At 49.1% G+C, this 15317-nt stretch carries 15 protein-coding genes and 1 tRNA gene; 7 read left to right on the plus strand and 9 right to left on the minus strand.

Features of this window, described 5'->3' with window-relative positions; translation table 11 throughout:
- Positions 1-202: 202 nt before the first annotated feature.
- The gene (locus Q0X97_RS11065) at positions 203-1879 is read right to left on the minus strand and encodes a cation acetate symporter (protein ID WP_302067503.1); all 1677 of its coding nucleotides are present in this window, start codon (positions 1877-1879) and stop codon (positions 203-205) included.
- A gap of 2 nt (positions 1880-1881) precedes the next feature.
- Positions 1882-2196 carry a DUF485 domain-containing protein gene (locus tag Q0X97_RS11070; protein ID WP_302067504.1) on the minus strand — a complete coding sequence of 105 codons (315 nt, stop codon included), beginning with the start codon at positions 2194-2196 and terminating at the stop codon, positions 1882-1884.
- Between the two features lie 328 nt (positions 2197-2524).
- Here Q0X97_RS11070 and Q0X97_RS11075 point away from each other — a divergent pair, with 328 nt between their 5' ends.
- From Q0X97_RS11075 to Q0X97_RS11085, 3 genes are all read left to right on the plus strand, one after another.
- Positions 2525-3409 (plus strand): LysR family transcriptional regulator, encoded by an 885-nt coding sequence (locus Q0X97_RS11075; RefSeq protein WP_302067505.1) that lies wholly within the window; start codon positions 2525-2527, stop codon positions 3407-3409.
- Positions 3394-4077 carry a 4'-phosphopantetheinyl transferase superfamily protein gene (locus Q0X97_RS11080; RefSeq protein WP_302067506.1) on the plus strand — a complete coding sequence of 228 codons (684 nt, stop codon included), beginning with the start codon at positions 3394-3396 and terminating at the stop codon, positions 4075-4077. The genes Q0X97_RS11075 and Q0X97_RS11080 overlap by 16 nt, the downstream gene beginning before the upstream one ends.
- A gap of 178 nt (positions 4078-4255) precedes the next feature.
- Positions 4256-5029 carry an FKBP-type peptidyl-prolyl cis-trans isomerase gene (locus Q0X97_RS11085; protein WP_302067507.1) on the plus strand — a complete coding sequence of 258 codons (774 nt, stop codon included), beginning with the start codon at positions 4256-4258 and terminating at the stop codon, positions 5027-5029.
- Between the two features lie 59 nt (positions 5030-5088).
- Here the strand turns inward: Q0X97_RS11085 and panC are convergent, their stop codons facing one another.
- The 3 genes from panC to Q0X97_RS11100 all read right to left on the minus strand — a co-directional run bounded on the left by panC (position 5089) and on the right by Q0X97_RS11100 (position 7800).
- The gene (gene panC / locus Q0X97_RS11090; protein ID WP_302067508.1) at positions 5089-5922 is read right to left on the minus strand and encodes a pantoate--beta-alanine ligase; all 834 of its coding nucleotides are present in this window, start codon (positions 5920-5922) and stop codon (positions 5089-5091) included.
- A gap of 65 nt (positions 5923-5987) precedes the next feature.
- Complete coding sequence (gene panB / locus Q0X97_RS11095) at positions 5988-6776, minus strand: 3-methyl-2-oxobutanoate hydroxymethyltransferase (RefSeq protein WP_126304164.1); 789 nt, start codon at positions 6774-6776, stop codon at positions 5988-5990.
- Positions 6777-7566: 790 nt separating this feature from the next.
- Positions 7567-7800 (minus strand): Arc family DNA-binding protein, encoded by a 234-nt coding sequence (locus tag Q0X97_RS11100; RefSeq protein ID WP_302067509.1) that lies wholly within the window; start codon positions 7798-7800, stop codon positions 7567-7569.
- Positions 7801-7929: 129 nt separating this feature from the next.
- Here Q0X97_RS11100 and Q0X97_RS11105 point away from each other — a divergent pair, with 129 nt between their 5' ends.
- The gene (locus Q0X97_RS11105) at positions 7930-8145 is read left to right on the plus strand and encodes a hypothetical protein (RefSeq protein ID WP_302067510.1); all 216 of its coding nucleotides are present in this window, start codon (positions 7930-7932) and stop codon (positions 8143-8145) included.
- A gap of 490 nt (positions 8146-8635) precedes the next feature.
- Here the strand turns inward: Q0X97_RS11105 and Q0X97_RS11110 are convergent, their stop codons facing one another.
- Positions 8636-9280, minus strand: a complete 645-nt coding sequence (locus tag Q0X97_RS11110) for a LexA family transcriptional regulator (protein ID WP_302067511.1) — start codon at positions 9278-9280, stop codon at positions 8636-8638.
- A gap of 434 nt (positions 9281-9714) precedes the next feature.
- Between Q0X97_RS11110 and Q0X97_RS11115 the strand changes: the two genes are divergently transcribed.
- Positions 9715-10167 carry a hypothetical protein gene (locus tag Q0X97_RS11115; protein ID WP_302067512.1) on the plus strand — a complete coding sequence of 151 codons (453 nt, stop codon included), beginning with the start codon at positions 9715-9717 and terminating at the stop codon, positions 10165-10167.
- Between the two features lie 233 nt (positions 10168-10400).
- Positions 10401-10706 carry a hypothetical protein gene (locus Q0X97_RS11120; protein WP_302067513.1) on the plus strand — a complete coding sequence of 102 codons (306 nt, stop codon included), beginning with the start codon at positions 10401-10403 and terminating at the stop codon, positions 10704-10706.
- 421 nt (positions 10707-11127) lie between these two features.
- Here the strand turns inward: Q0X97_RS11120 and Q0X97_RS11125 are convergent.
- A tRNA-Thr gene (locus tag Q0X97_RS11125) sits at positions 11128-11203 on the minus strand.
- Between the two features lie 238 nt (positions 11204-11441).
- Between Q0X97_RS11125 and Q0X97_RS11130 the strand changes: the two genes are divergently transcribed.
- Positions 11442-12470: a hypothetical protein gene (locus Q0X97_RS11130; RefSeq protein ID WP_302067515.1), complete on the plus strand. Its 1029-nt coding sequence runs from the start codon at positions 11442-11444 to the stop codon at positions 12468-12470.
- 39 nt (positions 12471-12509) lie between these two features.
- On the opposite strand, the gene Q0X97_RS11135 is transcribed toward Q0X97_RS11130, so the two are convergent.
- Together Q0X97_RS11135 and Q0X97_RS11140 are read right to left on the minus strand one after the other, a co-directional pair.
- Positions 12510-14702 (minus strand): cation-translocating P-type ATPase, encoded by a 2193-nt coding sequence (locus Q0X97_RS11135; RefSeq protein WP_302067516.1) that lies wholly within the window; start codon positions 14700-14702, stop codon positions 12510-12512.
- Between the two features lie 33 nt (positions 14703-14735).
- A complete protein-coding gene (locus tag Q0X97_RS11140; RefSeq protein WP_302067517.1) occupies positions 14736-14945 on the minus strand; it encodes a heavy-metal-associated domain-containing protein in 210 nt (69 codons plus the stop codon).
- Positions 14946-15317 lie beyond the last annotated feature (372 nt).

Consider the following 15317-nt stretch of genomic DNA (forward strand, 5'->3'; position numbering starts at 1 on the left):
CCTTACGGGCGTTTGTTTCAGACGGCATTGTACTCAATATTGAGGCCGTCTGAAATATCGTTTTCAGACGGCCTGTTATAGCAAATAAACTTATTTTTGATACAAGGCAGCAAGCCGCAGACAGTACAGGTAGTACGGCAAAGCGCAGCAACGCCGTAGCAGAAATAAAGTTTATTTGCTATATGCTATGGAACGATGTTTATTAGTGGTCGCTGGCTTCAGCCGCGCCGATACCGGTCATCGAGCGTACATATTGAGCTTCGAAGCCTGCTTTATCCAATTCGGCCTGTTTCGATTTGTCGGTAATCGAGAAGAACCAAGCTGCGATAAAGGCCAGCGGAATCGAGAACAGGGCAGGGTTGCTGTACGGGAAGATGGCTTCTTTGTTGTGCAGCACTTTCACCCAAACGGTCGGGCCTAAAATAATCAGCACGAAAGCAACCAACAAGCCCAAGAAACCGCCGATAACCGCGCCGCGTGTGGTCAGGCCTTTCCAGAACATCGACAAAGCCAGAATCGGGAAGTTGGCCGAAGCAGCCAGCGCGAACGCCAAGCCCACCATAAACGCTACGTTTTGGTTTTCAAACGCAATACCCAACACAATCGCCAGAACGCCCAAGCCCAAAGTAGCCAAGCGGGATACGCGCATTTCTTCTTCTTGAGTGGCTTTGCCTTCGCGGATTACAGAAGAATACAAGTCGTGGCTTACCGCAGACGCACCGGAGAGGGTCAAACCGGCCACTACCGCCAAAATGGTGGCGAATGCTACGGCTGAAATGAAGCCCAAGAACAGGTTGCCGCCCAATGCGCCGGACAGGTGAACCGCCGCCATGTTGGTACCGCCGATCATTTCGACTACGGTTTTGCCTTCGTTCACCATAGTGGTGAAGAATTGCGGGTTGTCTTTGGTAACGAAGATGATCGCGCCGAAACCGATGACGAAAGTGAGCAGGTAGAAGTAGCCGATAAAGCCGGTGGCAACGAATACCGATTTACGTGCTTCTTTGGCATCGGGTACGGTAAAGAAACGCATCAGAATGTGCGGCAGACCGGCGGTACCGAACATCAACGCCAAGCCCAGCGAGAGTGCGTCGATCGGGTTGGACACCAAGCCGCCCGGCACCATAATCGCCGTGCCTTTTTCATGAATTTCGGTGGCTTTCAGGAACATACTTTCCAAGCTGAAGCCGCTGGTTTTCAGAATCATAAACGCCATAAAGGTTGCACCGGAAAGCAGCATGATGGCTTTGATGATTTGCACCCAAGTGGTTGCCAGCATGCCGCCGAACAGCACGTAAGCCACCATCAGCACGCCCACAATCACCACTGCGGAAGTGTAGCTCATGCCGAACAGCAACTGAATCAATTTGCCTGCGCCCACAACTTGCGCGATCAGATACAGAATCACCACCAACAGCGAACCGCTGGCTGCAAACACGCGCACCGGTTTTTGTTTCAGGCGGTAGGCGACTACGTCGGAGAACGTGAATTTACCCAAGTTACGCAAGCGTTCGGCCACGAGAAACAATACAATCGGCCAGCCCACCAAGAAGCCGGTGGAGTAGATCAGGCCGTCGTAACCGGTGGTGTACACCATGGCGGAAATACCTAAAAACGACGCGGCGGACATAAAGTCGCCGGCAATCGCCAAGCCGTTTTGGAAGCCGGAAATACCGCCGCCGGCAGTGTAGAAGTCTTTGGTGGATTTGTTTTGTTTGGCTGCCCATTTGGTGATGAACAGGGTTGCGCCCACGAAAATCAGGAACATCACGATGGCCGAAATATTCAGCGGCTGTTTTTCCACTTCGCCGCTGAAAGCGTCGGCCCATGCACCGCCCGAGACCAGCAAAGCCGTTGTTGCGATTAACCATTTATTCATGTTTATTCTCCCTGAACTTCGCGTACAACGTCTTTGGTCATCTCTTCGAATTTACCGTTGGCAATGCTCACGTAAATGCCGGTGGTAACAAATGAAAAGATAATCACAAACAAGCCCGCGTAGATACCCCAAGTGGTGATGCTGCCTTCGGATACCGTTTTGGCAAATGTTTCTGGCGATTCGCCGATCATCCAAATGTAAAGAACGTACATAAAAAAGATGATTGCCGAAAAACTCCATCCGATCAGAGCTTTCTGGCGTGCCATGCGGCGGAACTTGGGGTGTCGGAGCACCCTTTCGGCTGTTTGCTTATCCATTTTTTCTTCTCCTTGTAAAAACCCTTTGCATATTCTTTGGAATCGTTGGGATAACAACCGCAAGATATGCGTTCGGGCAATAAAACGTGCTGCCATTAAAAATGAAAAATAAAACGGCTGGCTAATTTTATTTTTTGATAGATTCAATCCGTTTTACTGATAACAAACAGTAAGTAATTTGATTTAAAAAGCAAATTTATCCTCGAAAGGCTTTCAGACGGCCTCGAAATATGTTAAAAAGCGCAAAGAACAAAATATGCGGAACACCGCAGGCATTACAAAGTCATTATCAAATCAGTAAATAATAAAGAAATCTGATAGAGGAACTATGGACTACACACAACTGAAAACCTTCACCGTTGTCGCCCACATCGGCAACCTCACACAGGCGGCCGACCGCCTGCATCTTTCGCAACCGGCGGTATCGGCCCAAATCAAAGCGCTCGAAAAAAAACTGGACGTTACCCTGTTTAAACGCACCACCAACGGCATGGATCTCACGCTGGCCGGCGAAGTGTTCCTGCCCGAAGCCGAATCCCTGCTGCAACACCACCATAAACTCGATTGCTTTGCCAAAACCCTTTCCGAACATTACGTTACGCATGCCGAACTGGGCTTGATACACCCCGCCTCGCCCGTAAAAATCACCCGCCTCACCCAGCAGATTCTGCAACGCGAGCCCGACATCCAACTGCATATCCAATACGGCATGAGCGGGGAAATCGAACAGCGCGTGCTCGACAAACAACTGCACGGCGGCTTTTTTCTCGGCCCCGTTATCCACCGCAGCCTGCGCAGCATTTTTCTTGAAGACATCCACTATTCGTTGATTTGTCCGGCGGAGCAGGCAAGAGAAGTGTGCGCCGATTTGCCCGCCAGCTTGGAAAAATTCGCGTGGATTGAAATGTCGGGCGTGTCCGGCAGCCGCAAACACATGAAGCAGTTTTGGCGCGAACATAAAATTTCACCCAAACATCAGATTATTTGCGACTACCCGCAAACCATTATCGATCTCGTGTGCGAAGGCACGGGCGTGGCCATGGTGCCGGAGCACAAAGCCGAATCCGCCCGCAAGAGCGGCAAGCCTATCGAAATCATTGAAGAATACCGCCAAGCGTTGCCGCTGCACTTTATTTATTTGGACGAATACGACGAAGACCCGGTATTGAATCTGCTGAAAAGCTGCGTGGAGGGCGTGTGGCAGTTGACATAGCGTTTTCAGACGGCCTCGACAACCGCCCGCCCGAACCGCCCGTTACCGTTTTCCTGATGTTGGCGGACGAATCATGTGCCGTCCGTTATTGCACCGCACAGCTTGATGAAAGCGATGCCGCCCGCGTCGGCAGGCAGCCCGCACTGGAGAAGCGCGCGGATTGGCGGGTAAGCCGTTTTTTGAAACAGCAGGCCGCAGCGCCGGTGCGGTCGTTATCGCACAGCAAAGGCGCGGCGTTGCTGGCGGCTTCGCAGGAAAACATAAAAATCGGCGTGGACATTGAAAAAATCCGTATGCGCGATTTTCCTGCTTTGTCCGCTTGGATATGCAACGACGGGGAGCGGCAATGGCTGGCGCAGCGCGGATGGCGGGCGGTTGATTTTTACCGTTTGTGGACGTTGAAAGAAGCGTTGGTTAAAGCCGCCGGCTTGGATTTTCCCGCCGATTTGCCGCAAGCGGGCATGGCTTGGCTGCCGGACGGAACGGTTTGCCTGCAAACGCCTCACGGAAATTGGCACGGCGTTTCCTGCGTGTGTGCCGGTTGGGTGGCGGCCTGCGTGTGGCAGGCGGAAAATGTGCGGGCCGAGTGGCAATATTTCGGCGGTTTCAGACGGCCCGAATGGCAGCCTTATGATATTCAAACGTTCGGCAGGCCGTCTGAAACCTGAAGCAGACGCATATCCGCAGCGGCCTTTCGGAACGGCGGCTGCCTGCCCGATTGTTTGAAGTGTCCGTTCTGTAAAGGCCGTCTGAAAAAACACAGTTTCAGACGGCCTTAATTTTAATTAACAGAAACTCCGCTATAATTCCTGTTTCATCTTTTCATTTACTCAGAAAGCGAACAGCATGAATAAAACTTTTAAATTGGGCGGCTTGGCACTGGCTGCCGTCTTTGCATTGTCTGCATGTAATAAAGACGAAAACAAGCCGGCCGGCACTGCGGCGGCTTCGGGCGACAAAACCGCGGTGGCATCCGAATTCAGCTCGCCTATCCAACAAACCAGCTACGCGATGGGTATGGACATCGGCCGTTCGTTGAAACAAGTGAAAGATGCCGGCACGGAAGTGGATCTCAAAGCGTTCAACGAAGCCCTGCAAACCATGCTTGACGGCAAAGAGCCGAAATTGACCGAACAGAAAGCTCAGGAAGTGATGATGGCTTTCCTTGCCGAACAACAGCAGAAAGTACAGGCCAAGATGATTGCGGATGCCAAAGCCAACTTGGAAAAAGGTCAGGCATTCCTGAAAGAAAACGGCACTAAAGAAGGTGTGAAAACCACGGCTTCGGGCTTGCAATATAAAGTTAAAACCGAAGGCACCGGCGTGCAGCCGAAAGCCGCCGATTTGGTTACCGTGGAATATGAAGGCCGCCTGATCGACGGCACGGTGTTCGACAGCAGCAAACAGCACGGCCAACCGGCCACTTTCCCGCTGAACCAAGTCATCAAAGGTTGGACCGAAGGCATGCAGTTGATGAAAGAGGGTAGCGAATATACTTTCTTCATTCCTTCTGCGCTGGCTTACGGCGAGAATGCCGTCAGCGAAAAAATCGGCCCGAATTCGACTTTGGTTTTCGACGTGAAATTGCTGAAAGTAGAAAAAGCACCTGCGGGCAAATAAGCTCGGCACAAATAACAAAAGGCCGTCTGAAAAGATTTCAGACGGCCTTTTCCGTTGGTTTACAGATGCATTTCGATATTGTCGATCAGGCGTGTAGAACCTAAGCGTGCGGCAGCCAAAACCACCAGATTTTTATCGCCGGCATGGGCGACTTCAAGGCTGCCGGCATGGCGGACTTCAACATAGTCGACCGACCAGCCTGCATCGGTTAAATGCTGTATGGCGGCGTTTTCCAATTCGGCATAGGCCAAATTGCCGTTGCGCACGGCTTCGGCAATGGTGCACAGCTCGCGGTAGAGGCGTGGTGCTTCGGCGCGTTCTTGTTCGTTTAGGTATTGGTTGCGGCTGGAGAGGGCGAGACCGTCTGAAGCGCGGCCGGTATCGACGGGCACGATTTCCACGTTGATGTTCAAGTCTTCAACCAGCCCTTTGATGATGGCAAGCTGCTGGTAGTCTTTTTTGCCGAAGCAGGCCGCATCGGGTTCGACGATGTTGAAGAGCTTGCAGACAACGGTAGCCACGCCGCGGAAATGGCCGGGGCGGAATTTGCCGCACAGCTCGTTTTGCAGATGGGGCGGCTCGACGTTGTAGCGTTGTTCCACGTTCGGATACAGCTCTTTTTCATCGGGAGCGAAAACAACCGCCACGCCTTCGTTTTTCAGCTTATCGGCATCTTGCTGCAAAGTGCGCGGATATTTGTCGAAATCCTCGCCTTGGCCGAATTGCAGGCGGTTGACGAAGATACTGACCACGACATGATCGGCACGCTTACGGGCTTCGCGCACCAAAGCCAGATGGCCTTCGTGAAGGTTGCCCATGGTAGGTACAAACGCCACACGGCCTGCGGTTTTGCGCCATTCGCGTAATTCTTTGATGGTATGGATGATTTTCATGGAGGATTGGTCCTTCAACTGAATAAGGCCGTCTGAAAAGCAAGGTTTCAGACGGCCTGTTCACATTATGAAAAAGTATGTTCGGCGGCAGGGAAGGTTTTGTTTTTGACTGCGGCAACATAAGCGGCTACGGCAGCCTGTATGCTGGTTTGGCCTTCCATAAAGTTTTTGACGAATTTGGCGGTTTTGCCAGGGAATACGCCCAGCATGTCGTGCATCACCAATACTTGTCCGTCGCAATCCACGCCCGCGCCGATGCCGATGGTGGGGCTGCTCACGGTTTCGGTAACTTGTTTGCCGAGGGCGGCGGGTACGCATTCCATCAAGATAATAGCGGCACCGGCTTCGTCGTGCGCTTTGGCATCGTTCAGCAACGCTTGCGCTTTGTCGCCTTTGCCTTGCACTTTATAGCCGCCGAAAGCATGCACCGATTGCGGCGTGAGGCCGATATGGGCGCAAACGGGAATGCCGCGCAGTTGTAGGAATTCGGTGGTTTCCGCCATCCATACGCCGCCTTCCAGCTTGACCATGTGCGCACCGGCGGCCATCAGTTCGGCAGCGGCGGCAAACGCCTGCTCTTTGCTTTGCTGGTATGCGCCGAAGGGCAGGTCGCTCACAATCATGGCGTTTTTCGTGCCGCGGGCGACGGCTGCGGTGTGATAGCACATATCGCGCAGGGAAACGGGCAGGGTGGAGGCTTGCCCCTGTACGGTCATGCCGAGCGAATCGCCTACCAGCAAAATATCTACGCCGGCATTGTCCATCAATGCCGCAAAGCTGGCTTCGTAGGCGGTGAGCATGGCGATTTTTTCGCCTTCTGCTTTCATTTTTTGCAGTGTGTTGACTGTAATCATCACAATATTCCGATTCTTTTCAGACGGCCTTAAGTTTAAACGCGGTTAATAATGGAGGCTGAAGGTGAAATTTCAACCAAAGCAAAACAGCCTGACCGCTGGGATCAGGCTGTTTTTATTTTATGGTGTCGACACCAAGAGGTTGTAGCTTGTCATGTGAAAAGCATATAAGTACATTTATGATGCATAATTTATTTAAGCATTAAGGTGTTAAATAGGTTGCGATTTACACAAATTGTAACATAGAGGGATACAAAGTTACTTTTTATGACAGAAAATTGGCACTCGAAATCAACGGAAAGTAGATAGGAGTCTTGAGCAAAAAAATGGAGTGCATGATGAAGTATATTGTTGCAGAAATGTATATAAGAAGCTCATAAAAAAATCGACCATGATTTACACCATGTGCGAAACATTGAACGATACATGCTGATCAACAGGTTTTCCTTAATTAAAGCCTTTAAGGGTAAGTTTGATGCTGACAAAAATGATTGTTCGAAAAGTGCCGTCTATTACGGGTATTTGGAAAATAGCTGAAATCATCAGGAGGCCGTCTGAATAATATAAATAAGGCGGATGCGCATGATTAAAGCTGGGGTCGCTGCACTGCCTCTAAATAGTACAACTACCTAGCGGTTACATGGTTGGGGATATCGTTCCCCCCCATTTTAGTAACCGAAAAATAAGAAAGGCCGCCTGAGAATTCAGGCGGCCTGGTTATTGCTAATGAAGGAAATTATTGAGAAAATAAATGTTAGCGATAGTGTAATAGTGTTGTATTTTTGCCTCGTTATTTCAATTTCAAATTAAGACGTTCGACTTCTTTGGTCAGCTTTTCAATGGAATTCAAAATATCGTCCTGAACGGAAGGAGAAACATTATCGATATTGTAGGAAAAAGAAAAGATTAACCTGTCGACCATCTCAGCGTTTAGAGAGCGGCCACGCTTTCTTGCACTGTTGGAAAGGGCTTCATACAGTGCTTCTGGAAGCCGGATCTGTGTGCGTACGGTTTGTTTGTCCATTGGTATTTTTGTTCGCTTACTGTTGTATTTACGCTGTATTTGACACTAAAAAACAGGTAATATATAGTGCCACCCTGGCACTATTTTAATGTTGATAATGATGGATTAAACTAAGAATAGGAAAATGTCATGATGCAAACTAGGATAGAACAGGCGCAAAATCATGATCGTATGTGCCAATGTAAAGATAATATTCAATCGGTTTTGTTTATGCTTCAAAGTATTAGCGAACTTCTGGCAGGATATCGGGGTGATATGCCCTTGGATACTGTTGCTTTTTTCTTTCTGATTAGAGCAGTAGAAAAAGAGTTAAGGCAGGAAATGGAGTATTTACATAAGTGTTGATTAGATAGAAAAGGCCGTCTGAATTTTCAGACAGCCAGTTTGTTTGGCTGTTGGTAGTTCCGACTGTTGCAAGAAATTCCTTTAAAAGGACGATTTGGTCGGCTAACGTGCGCTACGGTTGATTTAATTCATCTGATCGTGGTTTTGACAATAGTCGAAATGTGGATGGGAGCAGGGCAATTTAGGTAGTCTTCAAAAGGATAATATTGCCCGGGGTCGGTATGCAGAATAGGTTGGCTGTCAGGGTCCAATCGGAATGAGTTTGTGGTGGAACGGCCAAAGAGATGTAGTTATTGATGTCGCGATGTAAGAAGGCATATAGATACGAACCATAGCGAGCGTACCGGTATGTGAGCAAGGGTGTTTAATAGATAGGATAACGATATTATTCTACATTGAGCGCCTTTTGCGACATTTGTTACGAATCTCCTACTTCCCACAAGATTTAATGCCGTCTGAAAGGTGAATTTCAGACGGTCTGATTTTATGGTTATACAACGCGGCCGATTTTGGTATGGCACATGCCAATAATGGAGAATTGGGTATTATCCAATTCTGTGGGGCTTAAAATTTCAGGCTGGTAAAGCGGGTTATCGCTGCTGATACGCAGTGATCCGTTGGCCAACCATTGTATGCGCTTGATGCGTAGTTCATTGCCTATTCTTAAAACAAATACGCCATCTCCGTGCTGGCGGGCACGGTCAATTAATATGATGTCCCCGTCAATCAAGCTGGGTATCATGCTATTGCCTTTAATTGGTAGACAAACGAGGTTTTGGGGTTTTAAACCTTCGCGTTTCAGCCATGTTGCGTCAAATGGTACATGCCGGATGATATTTGCGTAATCGAAAAAAGCATCATCTTCCGTGCCGGCAAGGGTGCTGTAGAGTGGTATTAAGATAGTATCGCTTGATGTCGAATATTGGTGTTCGTCTTTTTCGCCTTTACCTAATACCAACCAGTCAAGGGATACCCCTGTGAGCTCGGAAATTTTGATGCACTGCTCTAGTGGCACGGTTTCTCTTTGCTTGTAACCGGCAATAGTAGAGGCATTAACGCCTAAAAATTTTGCTAAAGCTAAATCAGTTTTTGCGTTAATGGAAATTTTTGCGCGATCAAGTATTGTTAAAGTCAAAGAAAATACCTTTTAAAAGCAAATGAAAAAATATAAAAAGCAAAAATATTCACCAAAAGGCATTTACATATTTGCCAAATGGAAATATTATTCGCTTTACCATAAAGCTAAATATTAATTGGGGTTGCAGTATTGAAATATTTTGGTGTAATTAAGTGAGGTATTCTACTATGGAAAATGAAAAAAACAATAAGTGTTGGTACCCTTCCGGTCGTAAAAATATGAGGGTTTTTCAGGCGGTTAATTTATGTATCTATCTATGAGGATATGGGTTTTATCAGTGATGCTGTTAAAAAATATATTTGCTAATCATGATATTTAGCATTTATTCGTATAGCAGTATTGAAAAAGACAAAATCAATCAGCGTACAGTCTATATTTGCATGTTAATTACAATAAAAATTACTTTAAGTTCAATATAATGAGGTTAAGTCATGTATGTGAAAGAGGTAATAAAGAAAATGTGCCAAAGTGTGGTAGGTGGCTATGCCACTATAGTTGGTAGGTTTGGTTTGATTAAAGTGATGCTCGAAAACCGTATCTGCGAAATAAAAGGGCAAAGTGCGGGCAGTGAGGGCGTAATGATGCAGTACCTGACTGAAAATACGGTATTTACCGATGAAAGTGATGATGTGTTTGCGACTTTGTTTGAAACGTTTGAAACCGAATTTGTTGAAGAGGATATTCAGGCAGCCTTTATGAGCTTAATTGAGGTAGTAGGGCAGTTTGTTACAGAATGGCGCGATGCGGTAGATAGCGGGGAATTGATACCGTCTAAAGTGAAGCGGTTGGAATCTATTGAACGCCGTATTTACGGAAGTACCACCACCATTATTATGTTGACTAAAAAATATTACACGAAGGGGGATGGTAACACCAATAAATGAGTGTAATTAGTGCGATGCATGAATGTATCGTCTGTTTTGTGCGCGGAAGTATTTGCCCGTGGCAGTGTGGGGAAACATTTTAAGCTATGAGCATTGTACATTGTATCAATGCGAATGTAGGTAGTTGAAGGGAGTAATAACGGAGATTGTGGGAACCATTTGCTGCCGCTTAAGTTTTGTAGTGCTGATGAGGTTCTATCGACGACGGACAAAAAATGAAAGGTTGAGGTGTGATGAGGAAAAATGCGGGTATCACGAATGTAGAAGGGGTGTTTGTTTTATGTCTTGTAATAATAACTCTTGCGGCTGGATTTGGCGCATTCAATGCGGCACGAGCTATGGCATTTGATGTGCCTACCGTTTATGCGGAACCGCTGTTGGTTGAGATGATGCCACAGGTTGTTGGTAAGGCCGATAATTTTCAGACGACCACTTTGATTGTTGATGATTTGATGGAACGGAAAACGGCAGAGCTTGAAGTATCGAAAATGTATGAGCAAGAGAGCTTTGATTTTATGCAGGAGGTAGTTTGTAGGTAAGTGGTTTAAAGATGGATGAGGAAAGAGCGGTAACAGAAAAATTGTAATCATCGGTTTGACAGCCGAAGATTTGGAAATTAGGATGTCAAAAGTAAAATTCTTCGTGGGTAGTTGTTTTGACTTGAGTGTCCAGTATTGGGAAAATTGAAGAGACAAGCTAGAGTGCCGTCTGAAAATTTAGGCAGCTTTTTTAGGCACGAGTAGTCAAAACAAGGGTTTGGGGCATTAGTCAGATGCGTAACTGGTGTATACGTAATAAATACCAACTTTATGGCAGATGTGAGAAAGATATTTGACAATAGTGTCCATTGAAATATGGAAAAAAACAGAGCAGATATTTTCATACCTGCTCTGTTTTTTTAAGAGTTATCACAATGTTGATATTGACTAAAACTTAAGCCATTAATTCTCTTATCTTGTTTGGTGCCGGCACCAAGAGTCGAACTCGGGACCTTCTGATTACAAGTCAGCTGCTCTACCAACTGAGCTATACCGGCTGCAGAAGTGCGCATTATGCCTATCTTGTTTGGTTTTGGCAAGCTGTTTTGACGGAAATTTTAAAAACTTTTTGAAGGTATTGTTTTGTCGGTGAATTATTTTTCAGACGGCCTGCCGAAATCATGCCGGCGCGGTTGGAATGCTGCTTTGCGGCGGGTTGAAAAGGGCATAACGTAGAATGATGCGGCTGTTTTGCTATATGATGTTTCCGTCCGAACGATGAGGCCGTCTGAAAATATGATGAAACATGCTTTTATTCTCAGCGATTGCGAACCGCCCGAAAGCGAGGAGAAACCGTATGCGCTGCTGACGGCCAATCCCACCAAAGGCCACCATTTCATTGCGCAAACCGAGCAGCGGCAGCATGCGTTCAATTCCCATGTCAATCCGCAAAACCAAAATGTTTACCGTTGGCCGTTGTCGTTATTCCGCGAACGCTACCGCGGCAGGGCGGACAGCGTCAACATCGAAAACAATCTGGAAGTAAACAATCTTTATACTCTGGCCTTCGTCGAAGGCTCGGGCGGTATTCAATATAATCTGGAAAACTGGTTCAGCCGCCACGAAGGCGGTTATGAAGAAGCCTGCGGCTATTTGCGCCATCTCGAACAGGGCAGGCAGAAAGCGCCGAAGGCTTTATGGCGCGTGTTGCAGCTCAAATTGCTCGGCATTCTGCGTAATCCTTACAATCACAATAATCTGTTTGTGCACCGGCTGCATCAGGCCATTCTTGCGCAATTGCCGCACATCAGCACCGAATTTGTTACGTTGATTGCGCAGAGGCCGCAACCGCGTTTGAGGAGGATTTTGAAAAAATTCGCCTTTACGCCCGACGGCTACACGCGCTGGCTGGCCAACCTTTACGGCATGCTCAGCGAGGGCGTATTGCAGCCGTCGCTGTTTGAACGTTTGTTTGCCGCGCTGTTTTCCCAACCCGAAGCGGTAAAAATCGAGCTATACCGTTATCCCGATCAATCGGGCTACTGTTTTTTTGCCGACAGCAGCTATTGTTTGCAGTATTCGGAAAAAACACTCAGCGTGGGCGTGAGTGTTGCCGCCGATATGTTTGCGATTGTGCATCTGCAAAGCTCGCATTGGCGCAACATTGAAGAAAATTTCGCCGAACAGCTTCTTCCGCGTGCCGATATACCGGTTACGGTGGTCGATAACAACCATACCCAGCGTATTGTTTACAACCGCTTGTGTATCCGATGGGCGCATGAAGCGGTGTTCGGCAAGAGCAACCGTAAAGATGCCTATTTTTAACCGGCGGCGTTTGATGCCTGAAAACATCGTTCGCTGCGGTTATCGGATTTTCACCCGCTTCAACCTCAAGGCATTGCTCAACACCGACACCGAACTCATCGCCATCGCCGCGCCCGCGATGATCGGGTTCAGAAAGCCGAACGCTGCCAGCGGTATGCCCAAGGTGTTGTAGATAAAGGCGAAAAACAGGTTTTGTTTGATGTTTTTCAAAGTGGCGCGGGAAATCAGCAGGGCATCGACCATTTGGTTGACGGAATGCTGCATCAGCGTGGCGGAGGCGGTGTGTTCGGCAACGTCTGCGCCGTCTTTCATGGCAAAGCTCACGTTGGCGGCGGCGAGCGCGGGGGCATCGTTGATGCCGTCGCCGACCATGGCAACCACCTTGCCGGCGTTTTTCAATTTTTGCACTTCGGTGGCTTTGTCGCGCGGGCTCATGTTGCCGTAGGCGTGGGCGATGCCGAGCTGTTCGGCGATGTAGCTGACTACGTTTTGGTTGTCACCGCTCATAATGTAAACGTCGATGCCGTGGTTTTTCAGACGGCCTATGGCTTCCTGCGTGTCGGCTTTAAGCGCATCGGCAAGGGCGAACGCGCCGACGGGTTGGTCATTGACCGACACGGCCACGATGGTGGCGATGCGCCAAACGGAATCAAGGCTGTCGGGCAGCACGAGATTGCAGTAATCGGGTTTGCCGACTTTCACTAAGCCCGCGCCGTCAATCTCGGCGGAAATGCCTGCGCCGACGGCAGTTTGTGCGTTTCGGGCTTCGGGAATGTCGATGCCGCGCGATAAGGCCGTCTGAACAATGGCGGCGGCCAGCGGATGGGTGGCGTTTTGTTCGACGGCTGCGGCAAGGCGGTAGAGTTCGTTTTCGTCTATCGCGGCGGTTTCAGATTCATGGGCGGAGGGCTTTTCAGACGGCCTCAACCACACCGCTGCAACTTGCGGTTTGCCTTGCGTGAGCGTACCGGTTTTGTCCAGCACCACCGCGTTCACATGGGCCGCTTCTTCCATAGCTGCGGCATCTTTAAACCAAATGCCGTGCTTCACCGCTTTGCCCATGCCGACCATAATCGCGGCGGGCGTAGCCAAACCGAGCGCACACGGGCAGGCGATCACCAACACGGCCACGGCGTTCATCAGCGCCGTTACCCAATCGGCTTTGATATACCAAGTAATCAGGAACGTAATCACGGCGATGCCGACCACCGCAGGCACGAACACGGCGGCCACTTTGTCGGCAATGCGCGCGATCGGCGCTTTGCTGCCCTGCGCTTCGGACAAAGCCGCCATCATGTCGCCGAGCAGGGTTTGGCTGCCGAGCTGTTCGGCGCGGTAAACCACGCTGCCGTCGGTCATCACCGCGCCCGCCAGCACTTTGCTGCCCGCGGTTTTGGCTTCGGGGTTGGATTCGCCGGTGAGGTGGCTTTCGTCCGCCCAACCGTTGCCGCTTTCCACCGTGCCGTCCGCCGCGATGCGTTCGCCGTGGTTGGCGCGGATCAAATCGCCGATCTGCACATCGTCGAGCGGCACTTCATGCCATTGCCCGCCGCGCTGAACGCTTACTTGGCGTGGCGTGAGTTTCAGCAGCAGGCTCAGGCTGTTTAGGCTGTTTTTCTTGGCGCGGTGTTCGAGGAATTTGCCCAAGCTCACAAAGCCCACCACCATCACGCCCGCTTCAAAATACACATGCGCCATATCGCCGTGGGCTGCGTGCGGATGGAAAAACAGCATGAACACCGAGTAAAGATAAATCGCCGCCGTGCCCACCGTTACCAGCACATCCATATTCGCCAGCCCGCCCTTGATGCTCGCCCACGCGCTCCTATAAAAGGGAACCGCCAGCCAAAGCTGCACGATACTCGCCAGCACAAACTGCCACACTGGCGGCATCATCCAATCGTGCCGCCCGATCATCATGCCCGCCATGCCAAACAAAAACGGCACGTTAATCACCAGCAGCAGCCACAGCCGCCAGCCGATATGCAGTTCGGCTTCGGGCTGCATGGGCGCATCGGTTTTCAACACAGCCTTAAAGCCTGCTTTTTCAATGATGTGAATCAGCGTGTCGGCATCGGCGCGGCCGTCGTCAAACACCACCTGCGCTTCTTCGCCGGCAAAGTTCACCGAGGCCGTCTGAACAAAGTCTTTTTTGTTCAACACTTTTTCAATACGGCTGGCACAGGCTTGGCAGGTCATGCCGTCGATTTGGAAACGGGCTTTTTGTTGCATGGCGGAAACTCTTTTTGATGTGTTCGGACGGCCTTATAAAGCGGCGTCGAATCCCGCATCTTCAATGGCTTCGACTAAAGCGGCGGTTTGCACTTCGGCAGGGTTGAAAGTGATTCGTGCGGAGGCGGATGCCAAATCCACTTCGGCTTTCGCCACGCCGTTTAATGTTTCCAACACTTTGGTAACGCTTTTTACGCAGCCGCCGCAGGTCATGCCGCCGATTTTGATGTTGATGGTTTCCATAGAAATTCTCCTGATAGATATCGCTAAGCGATCCCGACGAACTATAAACCTTAATATAGGGGCGGGGTCAAGAAGTTTACAGGTTAAGCAAAGGGTTTAGCCCATCTGTGTAAGGTTTCGGTAATTGTTTAAATATGATCTGTAACGTAACTGAATCATGCAGAAACTCTATTGACCAGGAAAGAATTGATAATCGGGTAGTCGGAATCCCGTTTTTTTATAGAGGCGACAAGAGATGCCGGAGTTGCTTAAAAAAAAATGGTTGGAAAAATCGCATTATGAATTTGAGGATTATTAGGCCGTCTGAAATTTCAGACGGCCTTTCGTCATATGCAAATAGAAAATGAATATTCATTCTGATATATTGCTAAG

Source organism: Neisseria sp. MVDL19-042950 (assembly GCF_030504625.1).
GTDB lineage: Bacteria > Pseudomonadota > Gammaproteobacteria > Burkholderiales > Neisseriaceae > Neisseria.

Excerpts from the sequence above, each read along its gene's own strand:
- Q0X97_RS11065 (WP_302067503.1), bottom strand. The coding sequence starts at position 1,879 with ATGAATAAATGGTTAATCGCAACAACGGCTTTGCTGGTCTCGGGCGGT.
- Q0X97_RS11070 (WP_302067504.1), bottom strand. The coding sequence starts at position 2,196 with ATGGATAAGCAAACAGCCGAAAGGGTGCTCCGACACCCCAAGTTCCGC.
- Q0X97_RS11075 (WP_302067505.1), top strand. The coding sequence starts at position 2,525 with ATGGACTACACACAACTGAAAACCTTCACCGTTGTCGCCCACATCGGC.
- Q0X97_RS11085 (WP_302067507.1), top strand. The coding sequence starts at position 4,256 with ATGAATAAAACTTTTAAATTGGGCGGCTTGGCACTGGCTGCCGTCTTT.
- panC (WP_302067508.1), bottom strand. The coding sequence starts at position 5,922 with ATGAAAATCATCCATACCATCAAAGAATTACGCGAATGGCGCAAAACC.
- panB (WP_126304164.1), bottom strand. The coding sequence starts at position 6,776 with ATGATTACAGTCAACACACTGCAAAAAATGAAAGCAGAAGGCGAAAAA.
- Q0X97_RS11100 (WP_302067509.1), bottom strand. The coding sequence starts at position 7,800 with ATGGACAAACAAACCGTACGCACACAGATCCGGCTTCCAGAAGCACTG.
- Q0X97_RS11105 (WP_302067510.1), top strand. The coding sequence starts at position 7,930 with ATGATGCAAACTAGGATAGAACAGGCGCAAAATCATGATCGTATGTGC.
- Q0X97_RS11115 (WP_302067512.1), top strand. The coding sequence starts at position 9,715 with ATGTATGTGAAAGAGGTAATAAAGAAAATGTGCCAAAGTGTGGTAGGT.
- Q0X97_RS11120 (WP_302067513.1), top strand. The coding sequence starts at position 10,401 with ATGAGGAAAAATGCGGGTATCACGAATGTAGAAGGGGTGTTTGTTTTA.
- Q0X97_RS11130 (WP_302067515.1), top strand. The coding sequence starts at position 11,442 with ATGATGAAACATGCTTTTATTCTCAGCGATTGCGAACCGCCCGAAAGC.
- Q0X97_RS11135 (WP_302067516.1), bottom strand. The coding sequence starts at position 14,702 with ATGCAACAAAAAGCCCGTTTCCAAATCGACGGCATGACCTGCCAAGCC.
- Q0X97_RS11140 (WP_302067517.1), bottom strand. The coding sequence starts at position 14,945 with ATGGAAACCATCAACATCAAAATCGGCGGCATGACCTGCGGCGGCTGC.